Source organism: Gaoshiqia sp. US2 (genome assembly GCF_059705485.1).
On sequence record NZ_AP048550.1, the window covers coordinates 1,558,896 to 1,579,269 of the forward strand.

The window sequence follows — 20,374 nt, forward strand, 5'->3', positions numbered from 1 at the left end:
AACTCTTATTTGTTATGGCAAAACAACATTTTAACAGGGATAAGGACCATGTGAACATTGGTACCATTGGCCACGTTGACCACGGTAAAACTACCCTTACAGCTGCTATCACCAGCGTGTTGGCAAAAAAAGGTCTTTCTGAAGTAAAATCTTTCGATTCAATCGACAGCGCTCCGGAAGAAAAAGAACGTGGTATTACCATTAATACAGCACACGTTGAATACCAAACTGCTACCCGCCACTATGCACACGTTGACTGTCCGGGACACGCCGACTATGTGAAAAACATGGTAACCGGTGCTGCTCAGATGGACGGCGCTATTATCGTTGTGGCTGCTACAGATGGTCCGATGCCTCAAACCCGCGAACACATCCTGTTGGCCCGTCAGGTAAACGTACCTAAATTGGTCGTTTTCATGAACAAGGTTGATATGGTTGAAGACGAAGAGTTGTTGGAACTGGTTGAAATGGAAGTTCGCGAATTGTTGGATTTCTACGGATTCGACGGTGAGAATGCTCCTGTAATCAAAGGTTCTGCTCTTGGCGCATTGAATGGCGAGCCACAATGGGAAGAGAAAGTAATGGAATTGATGGACGCTTGCGATACCTGGATTCCACTGCCTCCGCGTGACATTGACAAACCATTCCTGATGCCGGTTGAAGACGTATTCTCGATCACAGGTCGTGGAACGGTAGCAACAGGTCGTATCGAAACCGGAGTTGTTCACACTGGCGATGAGCTTCAGTTGATTGGTTTGGGCGCTGAAGGCCGTAAAACCGTATGTACCGGGGTTGAAATGTTCCGTAAGATTCTTGACGACGGTATGGCCGGTGACAACGTTGGTCTGTTGCTTCGCGGTGTCGACAAAAAAGAAATCAAACGCGGACAAATCCTGGCAAAACCGGGATCAATCACTCCTCACACCAAATTCAAAGCTGAGGTTTACGTGTTGAAAAAAGAAGAAGGTGGTCGTCATACTCCATTCCATAACAAATACCGTCCTCAATTCTACCTGCGTACATTGGACGTAACCGGTGAAATTACACTGGAAGAAGGACGTGAAATGGTTATGCCTGGCGATAACGTAACCATCAATGTGACCCTGATTTATCCTGTTGCCTTGAACATCGGTCTTCGTTTCGCAATCCGCGAAGGTGGTCGTACCGTAGGCGCCGGTCAGGTAACTGAAATTTTAGCCTAGTATTTGAAAAATAACAGATAGAAGAAGTCCCGGATCCTCGGATTCGGGACTCTTTACGGATGAACCCGAATCGGGGGTTTTGCTTTTTTGTGGAGCAGGTTCGATTTCTTGCCATCCGTCCAACTAAAAAAAAGGATAATGAAACTTAAACTATATTTCGAAGAGGCCTATAACGAGTTGATACATAAAGTATCCTGGCCTACTTGGAAAGAGGTGCAGAATAGTGCTTTTGTTGTAATGGTTGCTTCCTTTATTATAGCACTGATCGTTTTCGTAATGGATTTCTCTTTTGAAAACCTTATGGAACAAGTGTACAGATTATTTTACTAATACGATTGGAGATTCGTCATGAGCGAAAACGTAAAAAAATGGTATGTTCTGAGAACTGTCGGAGGTAAAGAGAAGAAGGTGAAGGAATATATCGAAAACGAAATTGCAAATGCTGGACTTCAAGAGTACATTTCACAGGTTTTGATTCCAATGGAAAAGGTTTATCAAATACGCAACGGGAAAAAGATCAGCAAAGAGCGTAATTTTTTCCCCGGTTATGTGTTGATAGAAGCTGCCCTGGTAGGTGAGATTCCTCACATGTTGAAAAATATTACCAACGTGATCGGATTCTTAGGTGACACCAAAGGGGGAGAACCGGTGCCCATGCGCCAGTCTGAAGTGAACCGTATTTTAGGACGCGTTGACCAAATGGCTGAAGCAGATGCAGAGGTAAACATTCCTTACGTTGTAGGCGAAACAGTGAAAGTAACTGACGGTCCTTTTAATGGATTCAACGGAATCATTGAAGAAATTAATGAGGAGAAGAAGAAGTTGAAAGTGATGGTCAAAATTTTTGGACGAAAAACACCTTTGGAACTTAGCTTCATGCAAGTGGAAAAGGAGTAGTAAATCTTATTATTAATTATTATGGCTAAAGAAGTTGCTGGATTAATCAAATTACAAATTAAAGGGGGTGCGGCTAATCCTTCACCACCTGTAGGACCAGCATTGGGTAGCAAAGGGGTTAATATCATGCAGTTCTGCAAGCAGTTTAACGGCCGTACTCAAGACCTAGCAGGTAAAGTACTTCCCGTTATTATTACTGTTTATGCGGATAAATCGTTTGATTTTGTAATTAAACAACCCCCAGTAGCCGTTCAATTGTTAGAAGTAACCAAACTGAAATCAGGCTCAGCCGAACCTCACGCAAAAAAAGTTGCCAAGGTTAGCTGGGAACAGGTTCAACAAATTGCAGAGATAAAAATGTCAGACCTGAATTGTTTCACCTTGGAATCTGCTATGAAAATGGTTGCTGGTACTGCCAGAAGTATGGGGATCACTGTTGAAGGTGAATTCCCAGCTAATAACTAATTAAAATTTTTAAAATGGGCAGAATTACAAAGAATATGAAGCTTGCTCAGGAGAAGCTCGAAAAAGGAAAACTCTATTCCATGTCAGAAGCTGCACAATTAGTGAAAGAACTTACTTTCACCAAATTCGATGCTTCCGTGGATATTGACGTTCGCCTGGGAGTAGACCCTCGAAAAGCAAATCAAATGGTTAGAGGCGTAGTTTCTTTACCCCACGGAACAGGAAAAGAAGTCCGTGTGTTGGCTCTTGTAACTCCGGATAAAGAAGCCGAAGCAAGAGAAGCCGGCGCAGACTTTGTTGGTTTGGACGATCTGATCGAAAAAATCAAAGGCGGATGGACCGATTTCGATGTGGTAATTACCCAACCTCCTGTGATGGGAAAAATTGGCCCGCTGGGACGTATTCTGGGTCCGAGAGGATTGATGCCGAATCCTAAAAGTGGTACTGTTACCATGGAGGTAGGCAAAGCGATCAGCGAAGTGAAGCAGGGTAAAATTGATTTTAAAGTTGACAAATTTGGTATTGTTCATACTTCAATCGGTAAAGTTTCTTTCGATCCGGTTAAGATTGAAGAAAACGCACGCGAGTTTGTTCATACGATTATCAAGCTGAAACCCACTGCTGCCAAAGGTACTTATGTGAAAAGTATTTACATCTCAAGTACCATGAGTCCCGGAATTCAAGTTGAACCTAAGTCAGTAACTGACTAGTAAAAAATCGTTGAAATGAAAAGATCGGAAAAATTAGAGATTATTGATAATCTTACCCAAGAGATCAATTCTTACAGCCATTTTTATCTGGCCGATGTTGCTGAGTTAAACGCAGAGGATACAAGCAGTTTACGACGCCTGTGTTTCAGCCAGGAAGTAAAATTGGTTGTTGTAAAGAATACGCTGTTGCGCAAAGCTCTCGAAAAATCTGATAAAAATGCAGAAGAGCTTTACGACGTTCTTAAAGGCAATACCTCAATCATGTTTAGTGAGGTTGGTAATGTGCCGGCAAAACTGATCAAAGATTTCAGCAGAAAACATAAAAAGCCGGTATTGAAGGCTGCTTATGTGCAGGAATCAGTCTATGTCGGAGCAGATCAACTGGAGGCATTGACTTCTATCAAGTCTAAGGATGAATTACTGGGAGATCTTATTGCACTGTTGCAATCGCCGATGAAAACGGTATTGGGACAACTTCAGTCAGGAGGCAATACGATTCACGGAATCCTTCAGACACTTTCAGAAAAAGAATAATTTTAGTTACAATTTATCGCATAAAAAATTTTTAGGAAATGGCAGATTTAAAAGCACTTGCAGAAGAGTTAGTAAACTTGACTGTAAAAGAAGTTAACGAATTAGCTGACATTTTAAAAACAGAATATGGTATTGAACCTGCTGCCGCAGCTGTTGCTGTTGCTGCCCCTGCCGCTGGCGGTGGTGAAGAAGCTGTAGCTGCTGTTCAGACTGAATTTGATGTAATCCTCAAAGCTGCAGGACAATCAAAACTGGCTGTTGTTAAATTGGTTAAAGAATTGACTGGATTAGGTCTTAAAGAAGCTAAAGAAGTTGTAGACGGAGCTCCGAAAGCAATCAAAGAAAAAGTTTCAAAAGACGAAGCAGAAGCATTAAAATCTCAGTTAGAAGAAGCTGGAGCTGAAGTTGAACTTAAATAAGAGACTTTCGACCTTAAAATCAGGTCTATAATGGTTTAGAACCTCACCGCAGTGAGGTTCTAAGCCTTTTTGTATATTTATGTTTTAAGTTCACTTAATATTGTTGATACATGTCATTAAATATTGAAAACCAGAGGATTAGTTTCTCTTCTACAAAAACAGTATTTGATTATCCCGATTTCCTCGAAGTACAGATTAAATCGTTCAAAGAGTTTTTTCAGATGGCGACAACACCTGAAAACAGGAAGAATGAAGGTTTATTCAAAGTCTTTGAAGAAAACTTCCCGATCACAGATACTAGAAATAATTTCGTACTTGAATTTATAGATTATCAGGTTGATCCTCCCCGCTATTCGATTGAAGAATGTATTGAAAGAGGATTGACTTTTAGTGTCCCGGTGAAGGCAAAACTAAAACTGTATTGTACTGATCCTGAACACGAAGATTTTGACACGGTGGTTCAGGACGTATATCTGGGAACTGTACCTTACATGACTGAAAGAGGAACTTTCGTCATCAACGGTGCAGAACGTGTGGTCGTTTCGCAGCTGCACCGTTCACCTGGGGTTTTCTTTGGCCAGAGTGTCCACGCAAACGGCACAAAACTGTATTCGGCCCGGATCATTCCTTTTAAAGGATCGTGGATCGAATTTGCCACCGACATAAACAGTGTCATGTTTGCATACATCGACCGTAAAAAGAAATTACCTGTAACCACCTTGTTGCGGTCTATTGGTTATGAAAGTGATAAAGATATCCTGGAAATTTTCGGCCTTGCCGACGAAATAAAGGTTTCAAAATCAGGCTTAAAGAAGATTGTGGGCCGTAAATTGGCTGCACGTGTTCTGAAAACCTGGGTCGAAGATTTCGTTGATGAAGATACCGGTGAAGTGGTATCCATCGAACGAAACGAAGTGCTGATCGATCGCGAAACTGTGATTGAAAATGATCACATCGATGAAATCGTTGATTGCGGAGCAAAGACCATCCTTCTTCATAAAGAAGATCAAAACCTGCAGGATTTCGCTATAATATACAACACCCTTCAAAAAGACCCGTGTAACTCGGAAAAAGAAGCGGTGCTTCACATTTACCGCCAGTTGCGTAACGCGGAACCGCCCGACGAAGCGACTGCCCGCGATGTGATCGATAAATTGTTCTTCTCCGAAAAACGTTACGACCTGGGAGAGGTTGGACGTTACCGGATCAACAAAAAGCTGGGTCTGGATATTGATATGGGTATCCAGGTACTGACCAAAGAAGATATCATTGAGATTATCAAATACCTGATCAAGCTGGTTAACTCAAAAACAGATGTCGACGATATCGACCACTTGAGTAACCGTCGTGTGCGCACGGTTGGCGAGCAGATGTACAACCAGTTTGGCGTTGGTTTGGCCCGTATGGCCCGAACCATTCGCGAACGGATGAATGTGCGTGATAACGAGGTTTTCACCCCGATCGACCTGATCAACTCGAAAACCTTGTCATCGGTCATTAATTCGTTTTTCGGAACAAATGCCTTGTCACAGTTCATGGATCAAACCAATCCGTTGGCTGAACTGACACACAAACGTCGTATGTCGGCCCTGGGGCCTGGCGGTCTGTCGCGTGAACGCGCCGGTTTCGAAGTTCGCGACGTACACTATACGCACTACGGGCGTTTATGCCCGATTGAAACACCCGAAGGACCGAATATCGGTTTGATTTCTTCGTTGTGTGTTTTTGCCAAGGTAACCGACCTCGGATTTATTGCTACACCTTACCGTAAAGTTGATAACGGCCAGGTTGACCTGTCGGATGAAGGCGTTCTTTATCTGACTGCGGAAGAAGAAGAAGGAAGGGTAATTGCACAGGCAAATGCTCCGATCGATGACAGCGGGTACTTCATGAATCAGCGTGTAAAATCACGTTTGGAGGGTGACTATCCATTGGTTGATAAAGAAGAAGTTCAGTTGATGGACGTTGGTCCGAATCAGATTGCCTCTGTTGCCGCTTCGTTGATTACCTTCCTGGAGCACGATGATGCCAACCGTGCCTTGATGGGATCGAACATGATGCGCCAGGCAGTTCCGCTGCTGCGCCCCGAAGCTCCTATCGTTGGCACCGGTCTTGAAGCCAGCGTTGCCCGCGATTCGCGGGTGATGGTTTTGGCTGAAGGAGAGGGGACCATTGAGTATGTTGATGCCGATGAGATTATTGTTCGGTACGACATGACTGACGATGAAAAATATGTCAGCTTCGAACCGGAACTGAAAAGCTACCGGGTACCGAAATACCAAAAAACCAATCAGGGAACGGTGATTGACCTGAAACCAATTGTGGTGAAAGGTCAACGGGTAACCAAAGGTGATATTCTTACGGAAGGTTATGCCACGCAGGGTGGCGAGTTGGCTTTGGGCCGGAACCTGAGAGTGGCTTTTATGCCATGGCAGGGTTACAATTACGAGGATGCCATTGTAATTTCGGAACGTGTTGTTCGTGAAGATGTCTTCACCTCGGTTCACGTGGATGAATATGCACTGGAAGTTCGCGATACCAAACGCGGTGTCGAAGAATTTACTTCGGACATTCCGAACGTGAGCGAAGAAGCTACGCGCAACCTGGATGAAAATGGTTTGATCCGTATTGGGGCAGTGGTTAAACCGGGCGATATCCTGATTGGTAAAATTACGCCAAAAGGCGAGTCAGATCCTTCGCCCGAAGAAAAATTGCTGCGTGCCATTTTTGGTGATAAAGCCGGTGATGTGAAGGATGCTTCGTTGAAAGCTTCGCCTTCGTTGAACGGCGTGGTCATTGATAAAAAATTGTTCTCGCGGGTTGTCAAAGATAAAAAAGGTAAAATGGCAACCAAACCGCTACTCGATCAGATTGATGAAGAATTTGACCGCCAGGTGAGCGCATTGAGGGCTAAACTGGAAGATAAATTGTTTAACCTGGTGAATGGAAAAACCAGCCAGGGAATCAAGGATTATTACGGTGGCGATGTGATTCAAAAAGGAGTGAAATTTACCCTGAAGCAATTGCAGGAAATTGATTACCTGACGGTCAACCCGGGCAAATGGACAACTGACAAAGATAAAAATGACATGATCTACCAGTTGATCCTGAACTTCATTCAGAAATACAAAGAGCATGAGGCTGTTGCCCGCCGGAAACGCTATAATGTAACCATTGGCGATGAACTGCCCGCAGGAATTATTCAATTGGCCAAAGTATATGTTGCCAAAAAACGTAAACTGCAGATTGGAGACAAGATGGCCGGACGTCACGGTAACAAAGGGATCGTGTCACGTATTGTTCGTGACGAAGATATGCCATTCCTGGCTGACGGCACACCTGTCGATATTGTTCTTAACCCGTTGGGGGTACCTTCGAGGATGAACCTGGGACAGATTTACGAAACGGTTCTTGGTTGGGCCGGGAAAGAACTTGGATTGAAGTTCGCTACCCCAATCTTTGACGGTGCAAGTCTGGAGGAAGTCACGGAGTATACCGATAAGGCAGGCGTTCCGGCTTTCGGACGAACTGTCCTTTATGACGGTGAAACCGGTCAGCCATTTGACCAGCCGGCAACGGTCGGCATCATTTATATGCTGAAACTGGGACACATGGTGGAAGACAAGATGCATGCCCGTTCGATTGGTCCGTATTCATTGATTACGCAACAGCCCTTAGGTGGTAAAGCCCAGTTTGGGGGTCAGCGTTTTGGTGAGATGGAAGTTTGGGCGCTCGAAGCATTCGGAGCTTCTCACATCCTTCAGGAAATCCTGACTGTTAAGTCGGATGACGTTTTAGGACGTGCAAAAGCTTATGAATCGATCGTAAAAGGCGAACCAATGCCTCAACCTGGAATTCCGGAGTCACTGAATGTATTGCTGCACGAATTACGCGGCCTGGGATTAAGCGTGACATTGGATTAAGGACAACGGAACTCGTGTTCCTCGTATTAATTTGTTAAATATACCTTGATATATGGCTTTTAGAAAAGACAATAAAGTTAAGAGCAGTTTTACCAAAATAGCGATTAGTCTTGCTTCTCCCGAAGAAGTGCTTGAACATTCCCATGGTGAAGTTTTAAAGCCTGAAACAATCAACTACAGAACGTATAAGCCGGAACGTGACGGTTTGTTCTGTGAACGGATCTTCGGGCCTGTAAAAGATTATGAATGTCATTGCGGAAAATACAAGCGTATTCGTTATAAGGGAATTGTTTGTGACCGTTGCGGTGTTGAAGTAACCGAAAAGAAAGTCCGTCGCGAACGGATGGGGCATATTTCCCTGGTTGTTCCGGTGGCCCACATCTGGTACTTCAAGTCGCTTCCGAATAAAATCGGTTACTTGCTGGGTTTACCGACCAAGAAACTGGATACAATTATTTACTATGAACGATATGTGGTAATCCAGGCCGGTGTAAAAGCTCAGGACGGGGTAAAAAAACTTGATTTCCTGACAGAAGAAGAGTACCTGGATATTCTGGATACGCTTCCGAAAGAAAACCAGCATCTGGATGACGATGACCCCAATAAGTTTATTGCAAAAATGGGTGCCGAGGCGCTTTATATGTTATTGGAACGCATCGAGCTGGACGAGATGTCGTATGATTTGCGTCACAAGGCGGGAACCGAAACTTCACAGCAGCGGAAAAGTGAAGCCTTAAAAAGGCTGAATGTGGTTGAAGCATTCCGTGCGAGCAAAAACATCAATCGTCCCGAATGGATGATTGTGAAAGTTGTTCCGGTTATTCCGCCCGATTTGCGTCCTTTGGTGCCGCTGGATGGCGGTCGTTTCGCCACATCCGACCTGAATGACCTTTATCGTCGGGTGATCATTCGCAACAACCGTTTAAAACGATTAATCGAGATCAAAGCTCCTGAAGTGATCCTTCGTAACGAGAAGAGGATGCTTCAGGAAGCGGTGGATTCGTTGTTCGATAACTCACGGAAATCCAATGCAGTAAAAACGGAAAACAACCGCGCCCTGAAATCACTGTCCGACAGTTTGAAAGGGAAGCAGGGGCGTTTCCGTCAAAACCTGCTTGGTAAACGCGTTGACTATTCTGCCCGTTCAGTCATCGTGGTGGGACCAACGCTGAAATTGCATGAATGCGGCCTGCCAAAAGATATGGCGGCCGAACTTTATAAACCCTTCATTATTCGTAAACTGATTGAAAGGGGAATTGTAAAAACGGTAAAATCGGCCAAGAAAATTGTTGATCGTAAAGATCCGGTGGTCTGGGATATTCTTGAAAATGTATTGAAAGGACATCCCGTGATGCTGAACCGTGCACCAACTCTGCACCGTCTTTCCATCCAGGCATTTCAGCCTGTACTGATCGAAGGTAAAGCCATTCAGTTGCACCCCCTGGTTTGTACCGGCTTTAACGCCGACTTCGATGGCGACCAGATGGCCGTGCACGTGCCGCTGGGTAATGCTGCCATCCTGGAGGCCCAGTTGCTGATGCTTGCATCGCAAAACCTGTTGAACCCGGCAAACGGCGCCCCGATTACCGTTCCTTCGCAGGATATGGTTCTTGGGCTGTATTACATGACCAAACACCGTGCGGGAGCCCGTGGCGAAGGGATGACCTTCTATTCGCCTGAAGAAGTAATCATTGCCTATAATGAAGGTAAGATTGATATGCACGCCATCGTCAAGGTAAAAGTGGATGATGTTGACGATCACGGTGAAGTACTGAAACACATTATTGAGACAACAGTCGGTCGTGTCATCTTCAACCAGGTGGTGCCGCGTAAAGTGGGTTACATCAACGAATTGTTGACGAAGAAGTCGTTGAGAAATATTATCTCCGACATTTTCAAAACCGTGGGTAATGCAGCAACTGTACGTTTCCTTGACGACATCAAAGAACTGGGATACAAAATGGCATACCGTGGAGGTTTGTCGTTTAACCTGAGCGATGTCATCGTTCCGGCTGATAAACGCGAAATTGTTGAAGTTGGTTACGAAGAGGTGGAAGAAGTGATGAATAACTACAACATGGGTTTCATCACGAATAATGAACGTTACAACCAGGTTATTGATATCTGGACACATGCCAATGCCAAGTTGACCAATTCGGTAATGAAAACCATCAGTACCGACAAGCAAGGGTTTAACTCGGTGTATATGATGCTTGACTCCGGAGCCCGTGGTTCCAAAGAGCAGATTCGTCAGCTATGCGGAATGAGGGGATTGATGGCTAAACCACAAAAATCAGGTTCTACCGGTTCGCAGATTATCGAAAACCCGATTTTGGCAAACTTTAAAGAAGGTCTGTCCGTTTTGGAATACTTTATTTCGACTCACGGCGCCCGTAAAGGGTTGGCAGATACCGCGCTGAAAACAGCCGACGCGGGTTACCTGACCCGTCGTTTGGTCGATGTTGCCCAGGATGTGATCATCTCGGATGAAGATTGCGGAACCTTGCGTGGTTTGATCGCTTTTGCCATCAAAAATAACGAGGAAGTAGTGGCTTCGTTGTTCGAACGTATCATTGGACGTACAACAGTACACGATATTTTCCACCCGCTTACCGGCGAACTCATTGTACGTACGGGTGATGTGATTACCGAAGAAATTGCCAAACAGATTGAAGATTCTCCGATTGAGAGTGTAGAAATCCGTTCGGTGTTAACCTGTGAAGCCAAAGTTGGCGTATGCAGCAAATGTTACGGACGTAACCTGGCTACCGCGAATCTCGCACGCCGGGGTGAGGCTGTTGGCGTTATCGCGGCACAGTCGATCGGTGAGCCGGGTACCCAGCTGACATTGCGTACCTTCCACGTGGGGGGTATTGCCGGTAACATTTCTTCTCAATCGATGGTGGAGTCGCGTTACGACGGTATTGCCGAAATTGAAGAGTTGCGTAAGGTGGATTCGTTTGATGAATCAGGAAAAAAGGTCTCTATTGTTGTTGGTCGTTTGGCCGAATTACGTATCATCGATAAAAATACCCGCATTCCCTTGTCTACTCATACCATTCCTTACGGTTCGAAACTGTTTATCGAAAACGGACAGGAAGTATCTAAAGGACAACGGATTTGCGAGTGGGACCCCTATAATGGTGTTATCATTACGGAATACGACGGTCGCATCTCATTTGAGAACCTGATTGATGGTGTTACTTTCCGGGAAGAATCAGATGAGCAAACCGGTTACAAAGAAAAGGTAATCATCGAAACCCGTGATAAAACCAAGAACCCTTCTTTGAGGATTCTGGACGAACATGGAGACGTGATCCGTTCGTACAACTTACCGGTAGGCGGCCACATTTCGGTTGATGAAGCTGAATTGGTAAAAGCCGGCCAGGTATTGGTTAAAATACCCCGTGCTTCGGGTAAAGCAGGCGATATCACCGGTGGTCTTCCCCGTGTTACCGAGTTGTTTGAAGCCCGTAACCCGTCGAATCCGGCTGTTGTTTCGGAAATTGACGGTGAAATTTCACTGGGCAAAATTAAACGCGGTAACCGCGAGGTTATCGTGACCTCTAAAGGCGGTGATGTGAAAAAATACCTGGTGCCTCTGTCGAAACAGATCCTGGTGCAGGAAAATGACTACATCAAAGCAGGTACTCCATTGTCCGACGGTGCGATTACACCTTCAGACATCCTGGCGATTAAAGGGCCAACGGCTGTGCAGGAATATATTCTGAATGAAGTTCAGGATGTGTACCGGATGCAGGGGGTAAAAATCAACGATAAACACTTTGAGGTGATTATTCGCCAGATGATGCGTAAAGTGGAAATTGACGATCCGGGCGATACCCGCTTCCTGGAGAAACAGGTAGTCGACAAAAACGAATTCCTGCATGAAAATGACTGGATCTATAATAAAAAAGTAGTTATAGACCCGGGTGATTCGGAATTACGCGCCGGTATGATTATCACTGCCCGACGCTTACGGGATGAAAATTCCGTCTTACGTCGCCGTGATAAAAGACTTGTGGATTCGCGCGATGCGATCCCCGCTACCTCGAGCCAGGTACTACAAGGGATTACAAGGGCTGCTCTGCAGACCCGTAGCTGGTTGTCGGCTGCATCATTCCAGGAAACAACCAAGGTGTTGAACGAAGCTGCAATCCAGGGTAAAGTGGATTACCTGGACGGACTGAAGGAAAACGTTATTTGCGGACACCTGATTCCGGCCGGTACCGGCTTAAAAGAATACAAAAACCTGGTGGTTGGCTCGCGTGACGAATACGACCGGATGATGGAAGTCAAGGAAACTGAAAACGTAGGGCGCGAGGATTAACTATGGAAGAGAATAAGAATATAAATCAGCTGAACATTGAATTGAGTGAGGAAGTTGCACAAGGGATTTATTCGAACCTGGCAATTATCACCCACTCCAGTTCCGAGTTTGTGATCGATTTTGTGCGCATCATGCCGGGCGTGCCCAAGGCCAATGTGAAATCGAGGATCATTCTCACCCCGGAACATGCCAAGCGACTGTTAATGGCGCTTGACGACAATGTCAAGAAGTTTGAGAAAATGAACGGACCGATTAAAGTGAATACCGGAGGTCACGATCCTGTGATGCCGCCGATGAGCTTTGGAGGTCCGGCTGCTGAAGCTTGATTTCTTCTTATTGATAAGATACGAAAAGAGGCTGTCCGATTTTATCAGACAGCCTCTTTTTTAATTACTGGTGGCCTTCAAATTTGAACGAGACCTTTACTTTGGTCCGGTAAAATTCAATTTTACCATCTTTCAAATGGATGTCCATCGCCGATACTTCTGCGATGCGCAGATCGCGCAGCGATTCTGCGGCCTTGCTGATGGCATTTCCCGCGGCCTTTTCCCATGATTCGGTACTGGTCCCGACCAGTTCAATAATTTTGTAAACGCTGTCTGGCATAATTCGCTCCTTTCAAATTGATTTTAGTAGCTTTTACTGTTAAAGGAGCTATACAGTTTCGTTAAAATTACTGCCCGACAATATGGAAGGAAAAAAACAGGGCTGCTTTCTGAAAAAAACAGCCCCGTATCGATAAGTTCTGAACAATTTTTACGATTCAAGCGCCCAGCCCGAACGGTATTGGTAGTGAAGTTGGGCTGAAGCAGCTCCGTCTTCATCGTCGACAAATGTTTCGGTTGCCGGGTCCCATTTGATGGTACGGCCCAGGTCAACGGCAATATTGCCAAGTGTACAAACGGTGCAGGAACTGTGGCCGATTTCGACCGGAACAACAGGGTCAACCCGGTTACGGACGGATTCAATAAAGTTCACCTGATGCGGGATTTTTGTTTCATACGGAACATTGCTGTCGCCTTCCTCTGTTGCCGGAGGTATCAGGGAATCGTCTGAAGCGACGTAGTGTCCGCGCGAAACTTCGATCCATCCTTTATCGCCGACGAATTTTACGCCTTTTGTCATCGATTCGTTGAATGGTTCGGAAGTCAGGATGACGCCGTTGGCATACTTGTACTCGATGTATTCTGAATTTTCACCCAGCGGAGATATTTCAACCGGGCCGTTGCCATCCATGCCTAATCCCCATTGGGCAATGTCGAACATGTGAGCGCCCCAGTCGGTGGTAAAGCCGCCGCCCATTTCTTTGTACCAGCGCCAGGCTCCCCACATGGTTTCGTGTTCAACCGGATCGAGCGAGATTGGCGGGTTTAGTTCGTTGTTGAAGTGAATGGTTTCGGGCAACGGGCCTAACCACTTATCCCAGTTCAGGTCGCCAGGAATTTCTTCTTCGGGCAAATTATAGGGAATGGGAGGAGCGCCGACATAAGCATAAACTTTTTCAATGGCGCCTAACCGGCCCGATTGAACCATTTCAACCGCGTGGCGGAAGTTTGGATCGGAACGTTGCTGACTGCCGATTCCCAAAATCCGGTTGGTTTCGCGAACTACTTTTTTAAGTTGTTGTCCTTCATAAATAGTAAAGGTCATCGGTTTTTCGAGGTAAACGTCTTTGCCTGCTTTGCAGGCCGCGATGGCAATCATGGCATGCGTATGATCCGGCACGGCGATCACAACCGCGTCGATGTCTTCGCGGGCGAGTAATTCGGTGTAATCTTCGTATGTGGTGACCTCTACCTGAACATCGTTTTTCTGATAAAATTCGTTGACACGATTTTCAAAACGCTGACGTTTCCGGCCGTATACATCGCATCCGGCAATGACTCTGACTCCGGGAATCTGAATGAATCCGTTCAGCAGGAACATGGCCTGACGTCCCATCCCGATAAAGCCTAAACGGATAGGTTCCGTTGCGGATGTCTGTTTACAGGAACTCAGTCCCGGGAGAAAGGTCAGTCCGGCGAGACCAATAGCAGTTGTATTCAAAAATTGTCTTCTTGATAAACCCTGATTTGTTTGTTTTTTCATTCTGGTTGATTTATTAATGATGGTAAGTTATGTGTGAATCCAAATTCTCATGTAAAAATAAGGATTAACTGTATTTTGTACCGCTTATTCGTTTTTTTTTCAGCATAAAATTGTTTCTTTTATTGAAAACAGGACCGGTAAGGCCGGATATGGAGTGCTCAATTAATAAAAAAATGCCGGAAAGAAGAATGTTTAATTAGTTTGTAGAACATATTTGTTAAAAAATGAAAGTAAAACATATCGATAAGTATCGAAATGTAACTTGAAATGTTAATTTTTCCTGATAATTCGTTTTTTTGCCCTGTTTAACCTCTGCAATACCCCATTATTTGATTATCTTGGAGCCTTTCTTTAAAATGGGAAAAGGTTTTAAATAACAAAATATAACTAACCACGATGAGCGATATAGGTATAGCACTCGAGATGATGGGAGTAGGAATGATAACGGTCTTTATAATTCTTTCCCTGGTTGTGATGATCGGCAACCTGATTATCCGATTTGTCAATAAATATCTGCCGGAAGAAATTTCACAAAAAGTACGGCAAGTTACCGATAAAACATCGGGATTGAATCCCCGGAAAGTAGCAGCCATTGTGTCGGCCGTAAAAATTGTGACCGAAGGAAAAGGCCGCGTGACCAACATCGAAAAAAGCTGATCATACAACTGCCCCCAATAAAATAAAAAATCATAAACTTTTAGATAGCCTTATGGAAAAGAGAAAGATCAAATTTTCATTGGTTTATCGTGATATGTGGCAATCTTCAGGAAAGTATTTGCCCCGCGTTGACCAATTAGTAAAAGTTGCCCCGCACATCATTGACATGGGATGTTTTGCTCGCGTTGAAACCAATGGTGGCGGTTTTGAACAAATTAATTTGCTTTTCGGAGAGAACCCGAATAATGCCGTTCGTAAGTGGACGAAACCTTTTAACGATGCCGGAATTCAGACACACATGCTCGACCGTTCGCTGAATGGCTTGCGGATGAACCCGGTGCCGGCCGATGTGCGCAGGTTGATGTACAAAGTAAAAAAGGCACAGGGAACCGATATCACCCGCCCGTTTTGCGGGTTGAACGATCCGAGAAACATTCTTGATTCGATCAGGTACGCGAAAGAAGCCGGGATGATTGCCCAGGCTGCTTTGAGTCTGACCTATTCGAAGGTGCATACGGTCGAATCGTATGTGCAGTTGGCCGATACCCTGATTAAAGGCGGCGCCGACGAAATCTGCCTGAAAGATATGGCAGGTATCGGACGTCCGGCCTGGTTGGGAAAGATTGTTGAAGGTATCAAGAAACTTCATCCTGAAATTCCATTGCAGTATCACTCGCACTCGGGCCCCGGTTTTGCTATGGCATCTATCCTTGAGGTGTGCCGCGCCGGCGTTGAGTATGTCGACGTGGCTATGGAACCGCTTTCGTGGGGTACCGGACACATCGATATGCTGGCCGTTCAAACGATGTTGAAAGATGCCGGTTTTGACGTGCCTGAAATTAACATGGACGCTTACATGAAAGTACGCAGCCTGACGCAAAGTTTTATCGACGATTTCCTCGGATATTACATCGATCCGAAGAACCGCTATATGAATTCGTTGTTGATTGGCCCCGGTCTTCCCGGCGGGATGATGGGTTCGCTGATGGCTGACTTGGAAAGCAACCTGGATAGTTTGAACAAGTGGAAAGTAAAAAACAACCAGCCAACCCTGTCGCAAGACGATTTATTGGTGAAGTTGTTCAACGAAGTGGAATACATCTGGCCCATGGTGGGCTATCCACCCCTGGTTACGCCATACAGCCAGTATGTGAAAAACCTGGCCCTGATGAATGTTATGCAGATTGAAAAGGGCAAAGAACGCTGGAGCATGATTGCCGATAACATTTGGGACATGCTGATGGGCAAGGGCGGTAGATTACCCGGGGAACTGGCTCCCGAGCTGAAGGCCATGGCGAAGGAACTGGGTAAAGAAGAATTTACAGCCAATCCGCAAACTTTATATCCCGATGCGCTGGATACCTTCCGTAAGGAGATGACAGACAACGGTTGGGATTTCGGACCGGATGATGAAGAACTGTTCGAGCTGGCCATGCACCCGCAACAATATCGTTTGTATAGATCGGGCGAGGCAAAGAAAGCGTTTGAAGAAGATTTGGCCAAACGCCGCGAAGAGGGTGGCGGTTTGCTCGAAGGGACTAAAAAGGCTGTTGAAGCGGTTCAGGCTGCCCCTGCCGGAAATTTTGCCCCTTCAACCATGTTTATCGACGTGGATGGCGAACGGTTTAAGGTTTCGGTTTCCTATGGTGAGGCCGGAGTTACCGGAACTGTTGCTCCTGCACAAGCGGTTGCGACTGCGGAGGCGCCGGTCCTGTCAAACAACGGGGCGGTAAAAGAAATTCTGGCCCCGCTCGAAGGCAAATTCTACCTGACCAAAGAAAGTTCGGAGACTGCTCTGAAAGTAGGCGATATCATTAAAGAAGGAGAACTGATTGGCTATGTTGAAGCCATGAAGACCTTTAACGCCATCAAATCTGATCTCTCGGGGAAAGTGGTTGACATTGCCTTTGCAAATGGTACCGAAGTAGAAGAAGACGATGTCCTGATCCGGGTTCAATAATCAAAAAACGAATGTATGTCGATTATTGAAACCTTATATAAAATGACCGCCATCCAGGCGATTATTGATGGACCGGGAACCTTACTGATGCTGGCAATTGGAGCGTTACTGCTGTATTTGGGAATCCAAAAGAAGTACGAACCGCTTTTGCTGGTGCCAATTGCTTTTGGTTTAGTCCTGGCTAACTTGCCCGGAGGCGGAATGGGTGTTGTTTCTGCCGATCTGATCCAGATTGATGAGCATCATTTCAAGAATCTCTTCGAGATTGCTCACGATCACGGCATTATGAACTTCATCTACTATTCGCTGATCAAAACCGGTTTTCTGCCTCCGATCATTTTTATGGGGGTAGGGGCGTTAACCGATTTTGGCCCGATGTTGCGCAACCTGCGGCTGGCGTTTTTTGGCGCGGCCGCCCAAATAGGCATTTTCGCGGTGTTAATCTCGGCTATTTTAATCGGGTTTACACCGAAGGAAGCCGCTTCGCTGGGTATTATCGGTGGCGCCGATGGCCCGACGGCCATCTATACCACCATCATTCTGGCGCCTCACTTACTTGGACCGATCGCCATCGCCGCTTATTCGTACATGGCCCTGGTTCCGGTGATTGTGCCGCTTGTGACCCGGCTGACCTGCTCCAAAAAGGAATTGTGTATCAATATGAAGGAAATGGATAAATTATATCCTCCCAAACTTACGATTAAAAACATGAGAGCGGTGAAAATTGCTTTTCCGATCGTGCTGGGAATCGTTATTTCCATCTTTGTTCCTTCGTCGGTGCCGCTTTTGGGGATGTTGCTGTTCGGGAACCTGATTAAAGAGGTGGGGGTAACCGTTGCCCGTTTGTCGGATGCCGCCACCGGTTCGATTATGAACACGGCGACGATCTTCCTGGGACTGGCCGTAGGCGCCACCATGACCGCTGAAGTATTTCTGGATGTGAAAACGATCATGATTATTGTTGGCGGGTTCATTGCTTTTGCAATCTCGATTGCGGGAGGTATTGGCGCGGTAAAAGTGCACAACCTCTTCGCGAAAAAGAAAATTAACCCGCTGATCGGAGCAACCGGATTAAGCGCGGTGCCGATGGCATCGCGTGTGGCTAACGAAATTGCCATAAAATACGATTCAAAGAATCACGTGTTGCAGTATTGCATGGCCAGCAACATTTCGGGAGTTATCGGATCGGCAGTTGCTGCCGGCGTGTTGATCTCCTTCCTGAGATAAACCTGTATTTGAACGATACCAAAGAGGCTGTCTTTAAAAAAGGCGGCCTCTTTTGCTTTTCAGGAGAATTGGGATAGATTGCAAGTCGCTGTATGCCAGTATTTCTGGCTTAAGGGAGTAGTTACGAAAAAAAAATGTATATTTGTATCGGTTTCAGATTTGAAAATTGGCGCTTTTATTATTTACTAATCCTCCCCTGTTATTATTAGTTTGATATCGCTCTCTTTTTAAATCCACATAAACGAATTACAATTCGGGTTTTCGCAATTACATTGATCAGTCTTCAGGTTCAATACGACTGTCAACCGTCGCTCCTTCAGATATCGATTATCTGTCATGTTTGAAACCCCGGTAAACTATAAATTTTAAATATGGGTAGATCACAAGAAACATTTCAAAAAAAAGAAATTCGCAACAAGAAAGAGAAAAAGAGAAAAGAGAAAGAACAAAAGAGATTAGCTCGTAAAGACAACGAGAAATCGAACAACCTGGATGGAATGATTGCCTATGTGGATGAAAACGGCATGATTACATCGACTCCTCCCGATCCTTCGAAGAAGACAGAGATTAACCCGGAAGATATTCGGATCAGCATCCCCAAAGATGATCCAAACCTCAAGGCAGATCCGGTACACAAGGGAACAGTTAGCTTTTACAACGAGAGTAAAGGTTTCGGTTTTATCCGCGATAACGAAACCAAAGAAAGTTTGTTTGTTCATGCCAATAACCTGGAAGAACCGATTAAAGAGGGAAATGCCGTTCTTTTTGAGATTGAGAAAGGCCCCAAGGGTTATGTCGCGGTTAAAGTAAAACAGTTTAAATAAAAGCATCCTAAGTTTCAGGAGGGGGTAAGGCCGGGTATCGGTTTTATCCTTTTTCGGAACCGGGCATGCCATCCGTGGCACATAGAGGTATCGGATGGTTTTTTTGATGTTTGGCAAGGATCAAATCCAGCCTCCCGGGCAGAGATCCGTTCGTCCGGTCCGTAAACACAAAGGCTATGCACGTCCTGTTCTCCGACGGGTTAACACTCCTGCTCAATCGCATTATCATCTGAATGGCTCGCAATACCATCTGAAGGCTTCGTAATGAATGACGATTTCAGTGGCGCGGGCTTCGTTGTTATGACAAGAGAACTTCAAAAAACTCCTCGTTACCGCTACGCTCAAATTATGGGTAGCTGCGGTGTCGCGCTTCATTTAACCACTCAAAGAAAGTCTTGCTGCTTATATCCTTCCGGACAGGATTTACTTTTTTGTCTTAATACAAAAAAGTAAACAAAAAAAGTCAAGGCTGACGGTGATTTTGACTGAAATCGACGGTTTATAAATGCCACACGGCTCCAACTCGTCGTTCCTCCTCAGACAGGGCCGCTTACCAGTCCCTGCCCCGATTCCTTTCCCTTGTTTTCCGGGTTCAAAATCCCCGTAGGCCGGGGCGGGACGACAGGTCATCAACAAAAAGAAACGCCGTCATGCTGAACTTGTTTCAGCATCTGTTGCCATATGCCGCCCCGGGGGACAGCCATTATTAAGAAAGCGTTGCTGCCTGTGTCCTTCCGGACGGGATTTATGATGTTGTAGTAACGAAAAAAAAGACAAGGCGAACGGGGTTTGAATATCCCGTAAACAAAGGAGTTTACTTACCGGGCGTGACGTTGCCGAAAACCACGCTAGGTTTTACTCAAAACCACGTGTGGTTTTTTTAGACAGGTGGTTTTCTGATACGAGTAGAGGATCAATGATCAAAGAAGCGCTGTTTTGCTGAACTTGTTTCAGCATCTGTGGCCCCGGCAGAGGGAACGTGGCGTCAGATCCAATTATGCGGGAAACCCATTTGTATTATGCGGGAAATGCATTTGTGTTTTGCGGGAAATACAATCGTATTGTCAGGATATTTTGAAAGGTCCCCTCACTGGTTAGTTCGTTTTCTTCCCGGATTCACTAAGCGGCGGTTCGGAAA

At 45.5% G+C, this 20,374-nt stretch carries 16 protein-coding genes; 14 read left to right on the forward strand and 2 right to left on the reverse strand.

The features are described 5' to 3' along the window. Window positions 1-14: 14 nt before the first annotated feature. From tuf to AC6H3C_RS06170, 10 genes are all read left to right on the forward strand, one after another. On the forward strand, window positions 15-1,202 hold the full coding sequence (gene tuf / locus AC6H3C_RS06125) for an elongation factor Tu (RefSeq protein WP_497519804.1): 1,188 nt from the start codon (window positions 15-17) through the stop codon (window positions 1,200-1,202). A 138-nt stretch (window positions 1,203-1,340) separates the two neighbouring features. Next, complete coding sequence (gene secE, locus AC6H3C_RS06130) at window positions 1,341-1,532, forward strand: preprotein translocase subunit SecE (RefSeq protein WP_497519805.1); 192 nt, start codon at window positions 1,341-1,343, stop codon at window positions 1,530-1,532. Window positions 1,533-1,550: 18 nt separating this feature from the next. Beyond that, window positions 1,551-2,099, forward strand: a complete 549-nt coding sequence (gene nusG, locus AC6H3C_RS06135; RefSeq protein WP_497519806.1) for a transcription termination/antitermination protein NusG — start codon at window positions 1,551-1,553, stop codon at window positions 2,097-2,099. Window positions 2,100-2,120: 21 nt separating this feature from the next. Continuing rightward, window positions 2,121-2,564: a 50S ribosomal protein L11 gene (gene rplK / locus AC6H3C_RS06140; protein ID WP_497519807.1), complete on the forward strand. Its 444-nt coding sequence runs from the start codon at window positions 2,121-2,123 to the stop codon at window positions 2,562-2,564. A 14-nt stretch (window positions 2,565-2,578) separates the two neighbouring features. After that, window positions 2,579-3,274, forward strand: coding sequence for a 50S ribosomal protein L1 (gene rplA / locus AC6H3C_RS06145; RefSeq protein WP_497519808.1), 696 nt, complete (start codon window positions 2,579-2,581; stop codon window positions 3,272-3,274). A gap of 15 nt (window positions 3,275-3,289) precedes the next feature. Further along, entirely contained in the window at window positions 3,290-3,808 is a 519-nt protein-coding gene (gene rplJ, locus AC6H3C_RS06150) for a 50S ribosomal protein L10 (RefSeq protein WP_497519809.1), read from the forward strand. Window positions 3,809-3,846: 38 nt separating this feature from the next. Next, the gene (gene rplL, locus AC6H3C_RS06155) at window positions 3,847-4,227 is read left to right on the forward strand and encodes a 50S ribosomal protein L7/L12 (protein WP_497519810.1); all 381 of its coding nucleotides are present in this window, start codon (window positions 3,847-3,849) and stop codon (window positions 4,225-4,227) included. A gap of 110 nt (window positions 4,228-4,337) precedes the next feature. After that, complete coding sequence (gene rpoB, locus AC6H3C_RS06160; RefSeq protein WP_497519811.1) at window positions 4,338-8,150, forward strand: DNA-directed RNA polymerase subunit beta; 3,813 nt, start codon at window positions 4,338-4,340, stop codon at window positions 8,148-8,150. A 52-nt stretch (window positions 8,151-8,202) separates the two neighbouring features. Continuing rightward, complete coding sequence (rpoC, locus tag AC6H3C_RS06165; RefSeq protein ID WP_497519812.1) at window positions 8,203-12,480, forward strand: DNA-directed RNA polymerase subunit beta'; 4,278 nt, start codon at window positions 8,203-8,205, stop codon at window positions 12,478-12,480. 2 nt (window positions 12,481-12,482) lie between these two features. After that, the gene (locus AC6H3C_RS06170) at window positions 12,483-12,806 is read left to right on the forward strand and encodes a DUF3467 domain-containing protein (protein WP_497519813.1); all 324 of its coding nucleotides are present in this window, start codon (window positions 12,483-12,485) and stop codon (window positions 12,804-12,806) included. Between the two features lie 64 nt (window positions 12,807-12,870). Here AC6H3C_RS06170 and AC6H3C_RS06175 read toward each other — a convergent pair whose 3' ends face one another. Then, window positions 12,871-13,086 carry a dodecin family protein gene (locus AC6H3C_RS06175; protein WP_497519814.1) on the reverse strand — a complete coding sequence of 72 codons (216 nt, stop codon included), beginning with the start codon at window positions 13,084-13,086 and terminating at the stop codon, window positions 12,871-12,873. A gap of 150 nt (window positions 13,087-13,236) precedes the next feature. Beyond that, the gene (locus tag AC6H3C_RS06180; protein WP_497519815.1) at window positions 13,237-14,568 is read right to left on the reverse strand and encodes a Gfo/Idh/MocA family protein; all 1,332 of its coding nucleotides are present in this window, start codon (window positions 14,566-14,568) and stop codon (window positions 13,237-13,239) included. Window positions 14,569-14,964: 396 nt separating this feature from the next. On the opposite strand from AC6H3C_RS06180, the gene AC6H3C_RS06185 reads away from it, so the two are divergent. The 4 genes from AC6H3C_RS06185 to AC6H3C_RS06200 all read left to right on the forward strand — a co-directional run bounded on the left by AC6H3C_RS06185 (window position 14,965) and on the right by AC6H3C_RS06200 (window position 19,236). Beyond that, window positions 14,965-15,225, forward strand: coding sequence for an OadG family protein (locus AC6H3C_RS06185; RefSeq protein ID WP_497519816.1), 261 nt, complete (start codon window positions 14,965-14,967; stop codon window positions 15,223-15,225). 52 nt (window positions 15,226-15,277) lie between these two features. Then, the gene (locus tag AC6H3C_RS06190) at window positions 15,278-17,185 is read left to right on the forward strand and encodes a biotin/lipoyl-containing protein (RefSeq protein ID WP_497519817.1); all 1,908 of its coding nucleotides are present in this window, start codon (window positions 15,278-15,280) and stop codon (window positions 17,183-17,185) included. A 15-nt stretch (window positions 17,186-17,200) separates the two neighbouring features. After that, entirely contained in the window at window positions 17,201-18,412 is a 1,212-nt protein-coding gene (locus AC6H3C_RS06195; protein ID WP_497519818.1) for a sodium ion-translocating decarboxylase subunit beta, read from the forward strand. 371 nt (window positions 18,413-18,783) lie between these two features. Continuing rightward, window positions 18,784-19,236 (forward strand): cold-shock protein, encoded by a 453-nt coding sequence (locus tag AC6H3C_RS06200; protein ID WP_497519819.1) that lies wholly within the window; start codon window positions 18,784-18,786, stop codon window positions 19,234-19,236. Window positions 19,237-20,374: the final 1,138 nt, after the last annotated feature.